The organism is Priestia sp. JNUCC 25 (assembly GCF_053667915.1).
Window position 1 is genome coordinate 654,020 of sequence record NZ_CM132211.1, and the last position, 14,594, is coordinate 668,613.

General features: G+C 38.7%; 15 protein-coding genes. 11 read left to right on the forward strand and 4 right to left on the reverse strand.

The features are described from left to right. Positions 1-98: 98 nt before the first annotated feature. From JNUCC25_RS03485 to JNUCC25_RS03500, 4 genes are all read left to right on the forward strand, one after another. Positions 99-743, forward strand: coding sequence for an SDR family oxidoreductase (locus tag JNUCC25_RS03485; protein ID WP_013055393.1), 645 nt, complete (start codon positions 99-101; stop codon positions 741-743). A gap of 129 nt (positions 744-872) precedes the next feature. Then, positions 873-1,052 carry a YjzC family protein gene (locus JNUCC25_RS03490; RefSeq protein WP_013055394.1) on the forward strand — a complete coding sequence of 60 codons (180 nt, stop codon included), beginning with the start codon at positions 873-875 and terminating at the stop codon, positions 1,050-1,052. Positions 1,053-1,166: 114 nt separating this feature from the next. Continuing rightward, positions 1,167-3,770 carry an ATP-dependent chaperone ClpB gene (gene clpB, locus JNUCC25_RS03495; RefSeq protein ID WP_053486826.1) on the forward strand — a complete coding sequence of 868 codons (2,604 nt, stop codon included), beginning with the start codon at positions 1,167-1,169 and terminating at the stop codon, positions 3,768-3,770. Between the two features lie 200 nt (positions 3,771-3,970). After that, entirely contained in the window at positions 3,971-4,222 is a 252-nt protein-coding gene (locus JNUCC25_RS03500) for a hypothetical protein (RefSeq protein ID WP_014461601.1), read from the forward strand. Between the two features lie 28 nt (positions 4,223-4,250). On the opposite strand, the gene JNUCC25_RS03505 is transcribed toward JNUCC25_RS03500, so the two are convergent. Beyond that, entirely contained in the window at positions 4,251-5,144 is an 894-nt protein-coding gene (locus JNUCC25_RS03505) for a helix-turn-helix domain-containing protein (protein WP_013055396.1), read from the reverse strand. Between the two features lie 338 nt (positions 5,145-5,482). Here JNUCC25_RS03505 and JNUCC25_RS03510 point away from each other — a divergent pair, with 338 nt between their 5' ends. After that, positions 5,483-6,661, forward strand: coding sequence for a galactokinase (locus tag JNUCC25_RS03510; RefSeq protein ID WP_057239519.1), 1,179 nt, complete (start codon positions 5,483-5,485; stop codon positions 6,659-6,661). A 30-nt stretch (positions 6,662-6,691) separates the two neighbouring features. Then, the gene (galT, locus tag JNUCC25_RS03515) at positions 6,692-8,215 is read left to right on the forward strand and encodes a UDP-glucose--hexose-1-phosphate uridylyltransferase (protein ID WP_078081463.1); all 1,524 of its coding nucleotides are present in this window, start codon (positions 6,692-6,694) and stop codon (positions 8,213-8,215) included. Between the two features lie 42 nt (positions 8,216-8,257). Here galT and JNUCC25_RS03520 read toward each other — a convergent pair whose 3' ends face one another. Then, a complete protein-coding gene (locus JNUCC25_RS03520) occupies positions 8,258-9,142 on the reverse strand; it encodes an NAD(P)-dependent oxidoreductase (RefSeq protein ID WP_029324745.1) in 885 nt (294 codons plus the stop codon). Positions 9,143-9,345: 203 nt separating this feature from the next. Beyond that, positions 9,346-9,534, reverse strand: coding sequence for a YjzD family protein (locus JNUCC25_RS03525; RefSeq protein ID WP_013055400.1), 189 nt, complete (start codon positions 9,532-9,534; stop codon positions 9,346-9,348). A gap of 209 nt (positions 9,535-9,743) precedes the next feature. On the opposite strand from JNUCC25_RS03525, the gene JNUCC25_RS03530 reads away from it, so the two are divergent. From JNUCC25_RS03530 to JNUCC25_RS03540, 3 genes are all read left to right on the forward strand, one after another. Beyond that, complete coding sequence (locus JNUCC25_RS03530) at positions 9,744-10,484, forward strand: hypothetical protein (RefSeq protein WP_013055401.1); 741 nt, start codon at positions 9,744-9,746, stop codon at positions 10,482-10,484. A 182-nt stretch (positions 10,485-10,666) separates the two neighbouring features. Further along, the gene (locus JNUCC25_RS03535) at positions 10,667-11,551 is read left to right on the forward strand and encodes an NAD-dependent epimerase/dehydratase family protein (protein WP_013055402.1); all 885 of its coding nucleotides are present in this window, start codon (positions 10,667-10,669) and stop codon (positions 11,549-11,551) included. 78 nt (positions 11,552-11,629) lie between these two features. After that, the gene (locus JNUCC25_RS03540) at positions 11,630-11,824 is read left to right on the forward strand and encodes a ComZ family protein (RefSeq protein ID WP_029324748.1); all 195 of its coding nucleotides are present in this window, start codon (positions 11,630-11,632) and stop codon (positions 11,822-11,824) included. 28 nt (positions 11,825-11,852) lie between these two features. On the opposite strand, the gene JNUCC25_RS03545 is transcribed toward JNUCC25_RS03540, so the two are convergent. Further along, on the reverse strand, positions 11,853-12,053 hold the full coding sequence (locus tag JNUCC25_RS03545; RefSeq protein ID WP_029324750.1) for a hypothetical protein: 201 nt from the start codon (positions 12,051-12,053) through the stop codon (positions 11,853-11,855). A gap of 257 nt (positions 12,054-12,310) precedes the next feature. Between JNUCC25_RS03545 and JNUCC25_RS03550 the strand changes: the two genes are divergently transcribed. Both JNUCC25_RS03550 and fabF read left to right on the forward strand, forming a co-directional pair. Then, entirely contained in the window at positions 12,311-13,249 is a 939-nt protein-coding gene (locus tag JNUCC25_RS03550) for a beta-ketoacyl-ACP synthase III (RefSeq protein ID WP_013055404.1), read from the forward strand. Between the two features lie 39 nt (positions 13,250-13,288). Further along, positions 13,289-14,530 (forward strand): beta-ketoacyl-ACP synthase II, encoded by a 1,242-nt coding sequence (gene fabF / locus JNUCC25_RS03555; RefSeq protein ID WP_013055405.1) that lies wholly within the window; start codon positions 13,289-13,291, stop codon positions 14,528-14,530. Positions 14,531-14,594 lie beyond the last annotated feature (64 nt).

Consider the following 14,594-nt stretch of genomic DNA (forward strand, 5'->3'; position numbering starts at 1 on the left):
AAACCCTTTCTGAGAATATCAGAAGGGGTTTTTTGTTTAAAGGGAATTAATTGAGGGAACACCCATTGTATACTAAACAGAACGAAAGGTGATTTATGATGAAAGTATTAGTTGTTGGAGCAAACGGAACAACGGGAAAACAAGTGGTAGAAAAAGTTGCAAACAGCAAGCAGCACGAAGCTTATGCGATGATTCGCGACGAAAAGCAAGCAGACGCGTTAAAGAAGCTAGGTGCCAACGTTGTGCTTGCTGACTTGGAGCAAGATGTTTCAGATGCTTTAAGAGGTATGGACGCTGTCATATTTGCAGCAGGTTCTGGAGGACATACCGGAGACAAAAAGACAATCGCTGTAGATCAAAACGGTGCTAAAAATATCATTGATGAAGCAAAAAATCAAGGTGTAAAGCGCTTTGTTATGTTAAGTTCAATGGGAACAGACGCACCTGAGCAAGGACCAGAAGGCTTACAGCTTTACCTGCGTGCTAAAGCGATAGCGGATGAATACCTAAAGCAGTCTAATCTACAGTATACAATTGTACGACCAGGAACTTTATCGAATGATCAAGCTACTGGGAAAATTGATATCAATAATGATATTGAAGATAAATCTCAGACGATTCCCCGAGCAGATGTAGCAACCGTGCTTGTAGAATGCCTAAACGAAGAAGCTACGATAGGAAAAACGTTTGAAATGCTAGCTGGAGAAACTGAAATCGAAAAAGCTATTAAATTTACTCATTAATATAAAAGAGCGGATCTAAAGGTCTGCTCTTTTTCTCTTCCTAATATGAAAACATCTCCATTATGAAACAGAAATCTTAAGGGAATAGTATAGGAGAACATTTCATTTCAGGAATGAGGAGGCAGGACAATGGGACAAAATCGTCATTTTACACCGGGTCAAAAAGCTCCTAATAACGGAGTGTATATTGAAATTGGTGAAACAGGAAGCAACGTAAATAATCCTCAAAAGGTTAAATTAAAAGCAGGAGAGCGTTTTCCAGAGACGGCCAACGATGATCGCCACTGGACGTACATGCGCAAGCCTTAAATAGTAAAAAATAAAGAAGCCATTCTAAATTGAATGGCTTTACTTGTTTTCCTATTGCTGGGTATAATGAAATAAAGGTCAATAAAGGTCAAATGTATCGAAGGAGGATGTTCAATGGATATAAATAAAATGACCCAAAAATTGCAAGAAGGCGTGATGGAAGCACAGTCCGAAGCTATTAAACGAAATCAGCAGGAAGTGGATATTGCTCATTTGCTTTATACGCTCATTCATCAGCAAGATGGTATTGCTCCTCGCATATTAGATCATTTACATATAGATCATCAATCTTTTCAGCAGCAGGTAAATCAATTGCTTGCGAAAAAACCAGCCGTTACAGGAAGTGGTGCTGAAGCAGGGAAGGTTTATATTACGAATAAACTTCAGCAGCTGTTTGTTAAAGCTCAAGAAGAAGCATCTCGTTTGCAAGATGATTATGTTTCAGTTGAGCACATCTTTTTAGCATTAGCACAGGAACCGTCTTCTAGTGAATATGGCAAGTTATTTTCAAGTCACGGTATAACAAAAAAAGCTCTGCAAGATGTGCTTACCAGCCTTCGAGGAAATCAGCGAATTACAAGTCAAAATCCCGAAGTCACATATGAAGCGTTAGCTAAATATGGAAGAGACTTAGTAGCAGAGGTACGAGCAGGGAACATTGATCCAGTCATTGGACGAGACGGAGAAATTCGCCGCGTTATTCGCATTTTATCGCGAAAAACAAAAAACAATCCAGTTTTGATCGGAGAACCTGGCGTTGGTAAAACAGCGATTGTTGAAGGTCTAGCACAGCGTATTGTTCGCCGAGATGTACCTGAAGGATTAAAAGATAAAACCATCTTTTCATTAGATATGGGAGCTTTAGTAGCAGGAGCGAAATTCAGGGGAGAATTTGAAGAGCGTTTAAAAGCTGTTCTTCAAGAAGTTAAGAAAAGCAACGGTCAAATTCTTTTATTCATTGACGAGCTTCATACAATCGTTGGAGCAGGCCGTACGGATGGAGCGATGGATGCAGGGAATATTTTAAAACCAATGCTTGCTAGAGGAGAACTTCACTGTATAGGAGCTACAACTCTTGATGAGTACCGTCAGTATATTGAAAAAGATCCAGCGCTTGAAAGACGCTTTCAACAGGTGCTGGTTGAAGAACCTTCAGTAGAAGATACAATCTCTATTTTGCGTGGTTTAAAAGAACGATTTGAAATTCATCACGGCGTGAATATTCACGACCGAGCGATTGTTTCAGCAGCGGTTATGTCTGATCGTTATATCTCAGATCGCTTTTTACCTGATAAAGCAATTGATTTAATTGATGAAGCATGCGCAACCATTCGAACAGAAATAGATTCGATGCCATCAGAATTAGATGAAGTAACACGACGTGTCATGCAGCTTGAAATTGAAGAAGCGGCATTAAGTAAAGAAACAGATCAAGCAAGCATCACAAGGTTAGAGGCAATTCGAAAAGAAGTCTCTGATTTAAAAGAACGTGCAGATACAATGAAGCTGCAGTGGGAAAAAGAAAAGCAGTCGATTCAGACGGTGCAAGATGTCCGGGAGCAGCTTGAGAAAGCGAAGCGAGACCTAGAAGAAGCTGAAGGGAAATATGATTTAAATAAAGCAGCTGAACTTCGCCACGGACGCATTCCAGCTCTTGAAAAAGAACTAAAACAGCTGGAAGAAACAGCTGCTGAAAAAGCACAAGAAAACCGTTTGTTAAGAGAAGAAGTAACAGAAGAAGAAATTGCTGAAATTGTAGGAAGATGGACGGGAATTCCAGTATCAAAACTAGTTGAAGGGGAAAGAGAAAAGCTGTTGAAGCTTGAGTCAATTTTACAGCAGCGTGTAATTGGACAAGACGAAGCCGTATCCTTAGTGACGGATGCTGTGATTCGTGCACGGGCAGGCATTAAAGACCCGAACCGTCCGATTGGATCATTTATTTTCCTAGGACCTACCGGAGTAGGAAAAACGGAGCTAGCCAAAACGTTGGCACATTCTTTATTTGACAGTGAAGAACAAATGGTTCGTATTGATATGTCTGAGTACATGGAAAAGCATGCGGTCTCTAGGCTTATAGGAGCGCCTCCTGGCTATGTAGGATACGAAGAAGGCGGCCAGCTAACGGAAGCGGTGAGACGCAAGCCTTATTCAGTCGTTTTGTTGGATGAAATTGAAAAAGCCCATCCCGAAGTATTTAATGTGCTCCTTCAAATACTAGATGATGGAAGAGCAACAGATTCAAAAGGAAAAGTCATTGATTTTAAAAATACAGTCATTATTATGACGTCGAATATCGGTTCTCAATTTTTATTAGACGGTTTAACAAGTGAAGGCGAGATTACTGAAAAAGCCAGAGAGCAAGTGATGGCTCAATTAAGACAGCATTTTCGTCCAGAATTCTTAAATCGAGTAGACGACACGATTTTATTCAAACCGCTAACTGTTCATGAAGTAAAAGGGATTATTGATAAGCTATTGCTTCAGCTTGAAAAGCGTTTATCCGATCGTCATATTTCGTTAACGTTAACAGAAGAAGCAAAAAATTATATTGCAGCCTCCGGGTTTGATCCGGTATACGGAGCTCGCCCTTTAAAAAGGTTTATTCAAAAATATATTGAAACAAAAATTGCCAGAGAATTAATTGCAGGGAAAATTGAAGATTATAGTCAAGTGACAGTTGATGTAAAAGATGATGAGTTTGTTGTCAGCGTATAAGTTTTCTAAAAAGGCCATTCATGATAAATTGAATGGTCTTTTTTTGCTATTAAAAGCAGCTCTCTTTTTAAAAAAAATAAAAAGAAATAAAAGAAAAATACATGAGAGCTAAGCGTAAAAACTTATTCAGTTTTAGGTTGTAGAATATATCTAATTCATTTATGATAATACAAAATGGGCAAAGGAGCATGAATGAGCACATGAAGGACCGTATAGAGCTTATATATGACGAAGCATACGATTTTATAGATCAGGCATTAACTAAAATAAGAGCGCTGGATAAAAATGATCTTCAAGCTGAAAATGAAGAAGTGCAGGAAAAGGCAGAACGGACAGAGTTTGCACTTCAAGCTGCACGAGATATTTTAGAAAATATGATTATCCCGGGTAAAAAATTGACTTTTATTTACGAAAAAGGTTCTGTGGTAGTAGAAATTCCCGATAAAAAATAAAAACGACTTCCTTTTATGGAAGTCGTTTTTATTTTGGCAATGCAAAGTGCTCATCAATGGATGCATCACTTTTTCGATATTGTCCGGGTGTCATATTGGTTGTTTTGCGAAATACTTTTGTTAAATAATTGGCATTTGCATAGCCGACGTTTTCAGCAATTTCTTCGATTGAATACTTGGTTTGATGCAATAGCTCGGCCGCTTTTTGAATGCGAAGCTTCGTTAAATATTGAATCGGCGTAATTCCAGTTGTTTGTTTGAATAACCGGCTAAAATGATAGCGAGATAAATGAGCTGCATCTGCCATTTCATCCGGACCGATTTCTTCATGATAATGATTACGGGCAAATAAAATAGAGCTAATGATACTTTCAGGCCAATCTTCTGTAAAACTGTCCATGCTTTTAATATATTGGTACAGCTCCATTACAAAGCGGTAAGATAAGCTTGAGGCATGAAATGGATCTGCTATATGTTTTTCACTTGCCCGCTTATATATTTGAGCAAGCAGCTGAACAGGTGCTGATTCAGGATGAAACCTAATTACAGGGGAGTGGGTTGACTGAATATAATCCCAGCATTTTTGTACTTCATCTCCGTATAATGTAAGAAAAATAAACTCCCAGTTTTCACTTTCCTTTGGTAAGTAATAGCGATAATTTCCAGGTATATTGACGATGAATGCTTTACCAGCATCCACTTTATATTCTTGTCCATCTATTTCAATCATCCCGTACCCAGAAACCGTGTATTGAAAAATATATTTCCCTACGTCTTTTCGCTGATTTCCGCTCCAGTTATAAAGGGGAGAGAAAACTTCATCCCATCCAACCGACCATAGCTGCGCAACTTCATTTGTGCGGGATTCTAAAAACCTGTATGCGTACGTTGAATATTCTTGAGTTTGGAAATGTGAGAGCAAATTTTCACCTTCTTTTTGAAATAAAGCAGTACTTAATTCTTACTTTAACGTAATCGCTTTCATTTTTCTATAATTTTTTGAAAATATCGTGATTATTTTTAGGGAATGTCTCTAAATCTATTATTTTCTTATCATTTGCAAGTCAAGGCTCACATAAAGATAACACCTTTTTGGCGCAAGAGTAGTTCATCGTCAATTCAAAAGAATCATTTTTAAAGTGATAAGCAAAAAAGTACCGATTATCGATAGTAATTTTACCATTGAGGCAAGGAAAATTGGACTTTACAATGTACATATGAATCCGTTTCCAAAAAACTACTTAAAATAGGTGATAATAAATGCTGGGAAAATTAATCGAAGAGTTCAAACAAATATTTCATTCGTCAGAAGCTATTCGCTGCTTTTTTGCGCCAGGACGTGTCAATTTAATTGGAGAACATACTGATTATAATGGAGGGCATGTTTTTCCTTGTTCATTGAGTATAGGAACGTATGCGGTAGTACAAAAACGTCATGATCGAAAAATACGTATGTACTCTAAAAACTTCTCTGAAGCAGGCGTTATTGAATCCTCTTTAGAGCAATTAACGTACAAAACCGAAGATGATTGGGCTAATTATCCAAAAGGAGTAATGGACACCTTTAAAAAGCACGGATATGATCTTCCTTTTGGTTTTGATATCTTGTTTTTCGGCAACATTCCTAACGGAGCAGGGCTTTCATCGTCGGCATCAATTGAGTTAGTCACATGCGTACTTTTAAATAAAATTCTTGAATTGAATATTGATATGATGGACCTTGTAAAAATGGCGCAGCAAGCTGAAAATGAATTTATCGGCGTAAGCTGCGGGATTATGGATCAGTTTGCAATTGGAATGGGAAAGGAAAATCAAGCCGTATTGTTAAACTGTCAAACTCTTGAATACCAGTATAGCCCGCTGCAATTAACAGATGCTGTGCTCGTTATTTCTAATACAAATAAGCGAAGAGGGCTGGCAGACTCAAAATATAATGAACGCCGCATGGAGTGTGAAAGAGCGCTGTCAGACTTGCAAACTTCACTTTCCATTAATTCGCTTGGAGATTTAACCAAAGAGCAATTTGAAAAGCACAAATCTTTGATACAAAACGAAGTAGATTGTAAGCGCGCTAAACATGCGGTATATGAAAATGAACGCACAAAAGAAGCGGTTGCTAAATTGCAAAACGGTGATTTAAAAGGGTTTGGCCAATTGATGAATGAATCGCACTGCTCACTGCGAGATGACTATGAAGTAAGTGGGAAAGAACTAGATGCTCTTGTAGAAGCAGCTTGGCTGCAAGAAGGCGTGATTGGATCACGCATGACAGGTGCAGGTTTTGGCGGCTGTACAATTAGCATCGTACAAAAAGCACAGGTTGATAGGTTTGTTGAAAAAGTAAGGAATACCTATTATGAGAAAACGAGTTTAGAAGCTGAATTTTATGTGGTGACGGTTGGAGAAGGAGCGCGTGAACTCACATTAGAAGCAGTATAAGAGAAAACAGATAGAGAAAGGAACGAGTGTATGTCAGTCAACATTCATGAAGAAATCACCCGACTTATTCAATATGGTTTACAAAAGAATCTATTAACAAAATGGGATATAGATGTGGTGAGAAATAAACTGCTGGAAGTGTTAAGGCTCGACGAATGTATTATAGTAGAAGTCAATGAAGAACGTCTGGAACATCCAGCTGCTATTTTAGACAACATGCTTGATTGGGCTGCAGAAAACAATCGAATCGCCGAGAATTCTATCACGTATAGAGATTTATTCGATACCAAAATAATGGGATGCTTTGCAAGCATGCCTTCAGAGGTTAATCGGACATTTTATGATCACTATCAGCAAAGCCCTCAAAAAGCCACAAGCTATTATTATAAGCTGTCAAAAGACATTCACTATATTCGCAGAGATCGAATTGCTAAAAACGAAAGATGGGTAACAAACACTGACTTTGGAGAACTTGAAATTACCATCAACTTATCAAAGCCGGAAAAAGATCCAAAAGCTATTGCAGCAAGCAAATCATTGAAGGAAAGCAACTATCCGCTGTGCCTTCTCTGTAAAGAAAATGCTGGTTATGCAGGTCGCATTAACCACCCAGCTCGTCAAAATCACCGGATTATTCCTGTGGAATTGCAGGAAGAGCTGTGGTACATGCAGTTTTCACCTTATGTTTATTATAATGAACATGCCATTGTTTTTGCGAGTGAACATACACCCATGCATATTTCAAAGCAAACGTTTAAGCGGCTGCTTGCCTTCGTTGAACAATTTCCACATTATTTTTTAGGATCAAATGCAGATCTACCCATCGTAGGAGGATCTATTTTAACTCATGACCACTTTCAAGGCGGCTATCATGATTTTCCTATGGCTAAAGCAAAAATAAATAAATTGTTCTCTCTTAAAGCATATCCAGACGTGAAAGCTGGAATTGTTCATTGGCCGATGTCGGTCGTTCGTCTTCAAAGTTCGCGCCTTGCACCATTAGTGGAAGCAGCGGATTTCATTTCGAAGAAATGGAAATCATATAGTGATCAAAGTGCTGATATTTTAGCTTTTACAGATCAAACTCCTCACAACACGGTCACGCCTATTGCTCGAAAAAGAGGAGATTTGTATGAATTAGATTTAGTACTGCGAAACAATCGAACAAACGGCAAACATCCAGATGGCATTTATCATCCGCATGCAGAAGTTCATCATATCAAAAAAGAGAACATAGGTTTAATTGAAGTAATGGGGCTTGCGGTTTTACCCGGTCGTTTGAAAGACGAAATGAGTCTAGTGGCCAAAGGGTTAGTTCAGAATAACCTGAGCGAATTAGCCAGCAGACATGATCAAGTGAAAAAACACGTGAAGTGGGCCGAACAAATCAAGAAAAAATATCCACATATTGAAGCAGAAAATGTCCAAAGCATTCTCCAACAAGAGCTCGGTTTGGTCTTTGCAACTATTTTAGAACATGCAGGTGTATTTAAACAAACTGCTGAAGGGCAGTTCGCATTCAGTCGTTTTATGAATTCGTTAAATGAAGCGTAAATCATTAATAAAAACAGGCAGCTCGTAATGAGCTGCCTGTTTTTATACAGTTAGGGCATGCTGTTTTAAAAGGGTATACAGAGCCTGTGTTCCTTTATTATCATCGCCTTGTTTTTCGAGCTGTTCATAAAGCGATTTTGCTAATTTTAGCCCTGGTGTATACAGCTCCATTTCTTCAGCTGATTCAATGGCAATCTTCATATCTTTAAGGAAGTGTTTAATATAAAAACCTGGTTCGAAGTCTCCTTTAATCATGCGAGGAGCTAAATTACTTAACGACCAGCTTCCCGCTGCGCCTGTTTCAATACTTTTTAGAACAGTATTCGGATCTAATCCGGCTTTTTCAGCATAAAGTATAGCTTCGCATACACCCATCATATTAGAGGCAATAGCGATTTGATTGCACATTTTTGTATGTTGACCAGCACCAGCGCTTCCTTGAAGAACGATATTTGTCCCCATTTTTTCAAGTATAGGCGTAACGGCAGAGAATGCTTCAGAATCGCCTCCTACCATAATCGCTAATGTTGCTTTCTGAGCCCCAATATCGCCTCCTGAAACAGGAGCGTCAAGCGCATGAATGTGCTTCTCTTTTGCTGCTTGATAAATCTCACGAGCAAGTATAGGGCTCGATGTCGTCATATCAATTGTATAGCAGCCTTTCTTTGCATTATGTATAATGCCGTCTTTGCCTAAATAAATCTCTTTTACATCGTGAGGGTAGCCTACCATGGTGATAATAACATCAGATTGTTCGGCCACTTCTCGAACGGTTTCTTTCCATTTGGCCCCGTTTTCAAGTAATGCTTGAGCACGAGTTTTTGTTCGTGTATAAACAAGGACTTCATATCCTGCGTCAATTAAATGCCCGGCCATGCTTTGACCCATAACGCCTGTTCCGATAAAACCAATTTTTTCTTTAGTCACAGCAGTATTCACTCCTAAAGTTAATAGTTTGATTATTCTAAAATTATATAGTTAAAGTTTGGGATAATCAATGATTCCGACTATATACAAATCTAGAAAAGTACTCTCAGTCCTGTGTCTTGAATACGAGGTAAGGAAAGAAAGTACTGAGAAGAGCCTATGCCAAAAGATAAAAAAAGCGCTGGCTTTACAGCCAACACTTTTTAGTGGTGATTATTTGCTGGTTTATTCGGTACACCCAGTTCTCCAATCAAAATTACAACTAGCGTGAAAACTACTCCAAGGATGGAAGCGGTTGCGAAACTGTAAGTACCGCCCGTCATTGCAGAGATTACGTACACTGCCATATTCATTAGTAAAAAGCCCCAAACAAAAGCCATTACGACACGCATTCTATTCACCTCGTTTACAGTACAGTTTGATTTCATTTTAGCATATAGCAGTCAAATAAGAAATTGAATTTTTTATGAATAAATAAGGGGCGTGTTCCCACATAGAAACAAAAGAGCAATAAGTCAGAAATAGGCATTATTCTAGTGCGCTTTTTGATGGTTCTATCATACACTGTATGGAACAACTAGTAAGTTACGGAGGAAGAGCTATGATACATCGACGCTTTTTTAGCTTAGATACGCAATGGAATGTCGTACATGTCCCTGAACGACCGAATGGTTTCGGTGTGTTAGTATTGGGTGATAAAGATCATTTTGTTGAAAGTTCAACTAGCTTATGGATTCAGCACGGCGGAAGGTCACAGCTGTTGCAATGTTTACAAGATGAAGGATACACAGTATTTTATTCCAATTTATATGGCCGGCATTGGGGGTCCCCTGAAGCATATCACCTTGCAAAACAACTTTATCATTTAGTAATGAAACAAGAAATTTTAAATAAACGAATTCATATTTTAGCTGAAGGAATGGGGGCTCTGTTAGCGCTGCAGCTAATGGAAAATGACGGGAATACGTTCATTCGATCAGCTGGTTTACTAAATCCATGTATTGATCTTCATACGCATGCAGAACATGAAAAAAACAATAAATTCTTTTATAAACAATTCACGAAGGACTTGACTCAAGCTTATAAAGTGGAGCGGAAGCAAGTATCAAAGCTAATTAAGGAGTACCCTTCTGTTACAGAATTAAAATCAACGCTGCCCGTGAAGATATGGACCGCGCCTAATGCCTCTACTCATTATCCAATTGCACACAGTAAAAAATATGAACTACATCGTGAAGAACTTCACTCTCCGATTATGCTTTCACTTTATTTGCCGGAAAAAAACTATTTGTTTGAACGGTCCCTTCTCCAATTTTATAAACAGCATGAAAAAGTGTTATAAGCAAAGCTTCTATGATTATACATATCATAGGGGCTTTTTGTATAAGAGATAAAAGGAAAAAAAGAGTTCGTGATGCTTTTACAGATGAACTTCTTTGAAATAAGGAATGAGTACTCTCTATAACTATAGGGCTTTAAGCTTTTTGTTGAATAAATGATGAATGAAGAATTGGAGGAAGCGATATGGGAAATGTAGTAGTAATAGGGGCAAACCGCTTTATTGGTTTTCATTTATGTATGGCTTTTTTAGACGAAGGTACAGAAGTAAAAGGATATACACATTCTGCTCATAAAGAAGAAGATGATTTGCAGGAAGAGATGAAATTTTTCTTAGGGCGAAACGCTAATTATGCATCGACTGAAGTAGGAGAGTCATTAGATATGATTACCTCAGAAACGGATATTGTCTACTTCACGTATTTCGATGGAGGAGATTTTTATCATCCTGCTTTTTTAAGACAAGAAATGCAAAAAGCCCAGCAAGTGCTCATTCAAGCACTTAACAAATGCCGTCAATTCAACATTCGATTTGTGTTTGTTTCTACCATGCGCGTATTTGGAGACCAGCAGCGAAAGATTGAAGAAACAACGATTCCAGAACCGGACAGTAGTGAAGGAAGGCTATACGTTCATTTTGAGCGAATGATAGAAAAATATAAAGATGATGGATGGCCCATTATAATTGTCAGAACGCCGACTCTTTACGGACCTTGGCAGCCTTTGTCAATGTGCTATTCTAAAAATATTGCCGGGTACGAAGAAGCTTTTAACATTATGGAAGGCACGGATTTTATTATTTATATTGAAGATGCCGTCAGTGCACTTAGACTCTGTAAAACTGCTGCATATTCATATGAAGTGGTTCATTTAGTTGAAGAAAAGTTACAGCCTTGGAGCGCAGGAGCAAACATTACTCATATGGAGGTGAAGGAAGAAGCGGCTCAAGAAAAATATGAAATCAGCAGGAAAGCGAAAGAACTGCTGCATTTTTCTTCAAGAGTAACGGCTAAAGAAGGCATTTATCTGCAAAAAAAACATATGAGAACATTCTTTTTACCTCTTCATTAAAAGGAGAAAGTTGTACTTATAGAATAGATTCGCTAATATAAGGAGGAATAAATGTTTTTTAATAAAGGAGATTTCACTATGGAAGAGCAAAATATGCAATTCATGCAAATTGCAATGAAGTACTTGCCAGAAGCAAAGCAGATCTTAGATGAAACAGGCGTTGAGTTATCAATGGAACACGTGCAGCCGGTATTGACATTACTAACAAAAGTAATGAGCGACGCCTATGAGCTTGGCAAGCAAGATGCATTAGCTGAAAATGAAAACAACTAAAGAAAACAGCTCGGTAGAATCCGAGCTGTTATTTTTGTTTGGAAAATAAATCGACTAAAGGGGCAAACTGTTTAAGAAGAGGAGCTAGTTCTTCGACGGCGAGTACAATTTCATCGATTTGTTTAAATAATCTTTCCCACTCCTCTCGCTCTCTTTCTTCTCTTGATTTTCTGCCCCTAGCTCCAAACATAAAATCAGAAAAAGCTTCATTTCTTTGTCTTCTTGCCATGATACTCATTCCTTTCACTATTTTAATGGTGGGTAAGTTCTTACCTAATGTCCCATACTAGAGTAAGAGGGTCCCGTATGATTACTATATGTAGCATGATAGATACCTGAGTAGGACGAACACCTATATAGACAAAAAATAAAAAATGAAGTAAAATTAGTACCAACTCATAATAATTGATTATATAATCGATAAATGAAATGACGGATATAGGTTTTATAGGAATATAAGCCTTTTTATTTAAAGGAGAGGTTGATATGAACGCTGGTGTTCTAGGAATTGGACGTTATGTACCAGAGAAAGTTGTAACAAATTTAGATCTTGAAAAAGTAATGGATACATCAGATGAGTGGATTCGTACGCGCACAGGTATTCAAGAGCGCCGAATTGCAGCCGATAACGAGGACACATCTGATTTAGCTTATAAAGCAGCAGTTGAAGCTTTACATAAAGCTAACGTCGAGGCAGAAGATATTGACATGATCATTGTTGCTACGGTAACGCCAGATCAACCGTTTCCTACAGTATCATGTATGCTACAAGAAAAATTGGGAGCAAAAAAAGCAGCTTCTTTTGATGTGAGTGCCGCATGTGCAGGGTTTATGTACGGCATGATTACAGCTAAGCAATTTATTGAAACCAATGCTTACAAGCATATATTAGTGGTCGGTGTAGAAAAGCTTTCTAAGATTACAGATTGGGACGACCGTAACACGGCTGTTTTATTCGGAGACGGAGCAGGTGCAGTTGTAATGGGACCTGTATCAGAAGGACGAGGTATTTTATCCTTTGAACTAGGGTCCGACGGTACGGGAGGCAAGCACTTGTATCAAAACGAGCTTGATCATATTGTCATGAACGGACGTGAAGTATTTAAGTTTGCTGTTCGACAAATGGGGGAATCTGCTGTTAATGTAATTGAAAAAGCAGGTTTAACAAAAGAGGATGTTGATTTTCTTGTACCTCATCAAGCGAATATTCGTATTATGGAAGCTGCAAGACAGCGATTAGACTTGCCTGAAGAAAAAATGTCTAAAACAATCCAATACTACGGCAATACATCAGCAGCATCGATTCCAATTTCAATTGTTCATGAGCTTGAAGCAGGGAAAATTCAAGATGATGATTTAATTGTAATGGTTGGCTTCGGAGGCGGCTTAACATGGGGAGCTATTGCTATTAGATGGGGAAAATAACACTACATTTTTAAAGCAACTGAAGGAGATGAATGTACGATGAATAAAAAACGTGTAGTTGTAACAGGACTTGGTGGGCTTACACCAATTGGAAATGATGTAGAAACAGCTTGGAAAAACGCAGTAGCAGGCGTGTCTGGCGTTGGTCCTTTAACAAGACTAGATGCAGATGAATTCCCGGCTAAAGTAGCGGCTGAAGTAAAAGATTTTAACGTGGAAGATTTTATTGACCGCAAAGAGGCTCGTAAGATGGATCGCTTTACTCAATATGCAATGGTAGCTGCATTGGCGGCTGTTAAAGATGCGGATTTGACTATTACAGAAGAAATTGCTCCAAACGTTGGCGTTTGGATTGGTTCTGGAATTGGCGGTATGGAAACGTTTGAAAACCAATATTCAACGTTATTAGAAAAAGGTGCCCGCCGTGTAAGTCCATTCTTCATTCCGATGATGATTCCTGATATGGCAACAGGACAAGTTTCTATTGCTTTAGGGGCGAAAGGCGTGAACTCTTGTACGGTAACGGCATGTGCAACAGGTACAAACTCTATTGGTGATGCGTTTAAAGTAATTCAACGCGGAGATGCAGACGTGATGGTGACGGGCGGTACGGAAGCGCCAATCACGCGTTTATCTATTGCTGGTTTCTGTGCGAATAAAGCACTTTCTACAAATCCAGATCCTGCAACAGCATCTCGTCCGTTTGATAAAGACCGCGACGGCTTCGTTATGGGAGAAGGTGCGGGTGTTATTGTGCTTGAGGAGCTTGAACATGCACTAGCGCGCGGCGCACGTATTTATGCTGAAATTGTGGGCTATGGTTCGACAGGAGATGCTCACCATATCACAGCGCCAGCTCCAGGAGGAGAAGGCGGCGTTCGTGCAATGCGTCATGCGATTGAAGATGCAGGCCTACAGCCAAGTGATATTGATTACATCAATGCTCACGGTACAAGTACAGGATACAATGATAAATTTGAAACAATGGCTATTAAAGAAGTATTTGGTGACCACGCTCAAAAAGTAGCAATTAGTTCAACAAAGTCAATGACTGGCCACTTGTTAGGAGCTGCTGGTGGAGTAGAAGCTATTTTTAGTGTGAAAGCAATTCAAGACGGTATTCTTCCTCCAACAATTAATTATCAAACACCTGATGAAGAGTGCGATTTAGACTACATTCCAAACAAAGCGCGTAAGCAGGAAGTAAAAGCGGTGCTAAGCAACTCACTTGGATTTGGCGGTCACAATGCAACAATCATCTTTAAAAAATACGAAGCATAATGAAAAATTCTAGGCTGATGCCTAGAATTTTTTTATTTTTAATAACCAAAAGAGTAGCAGTGAA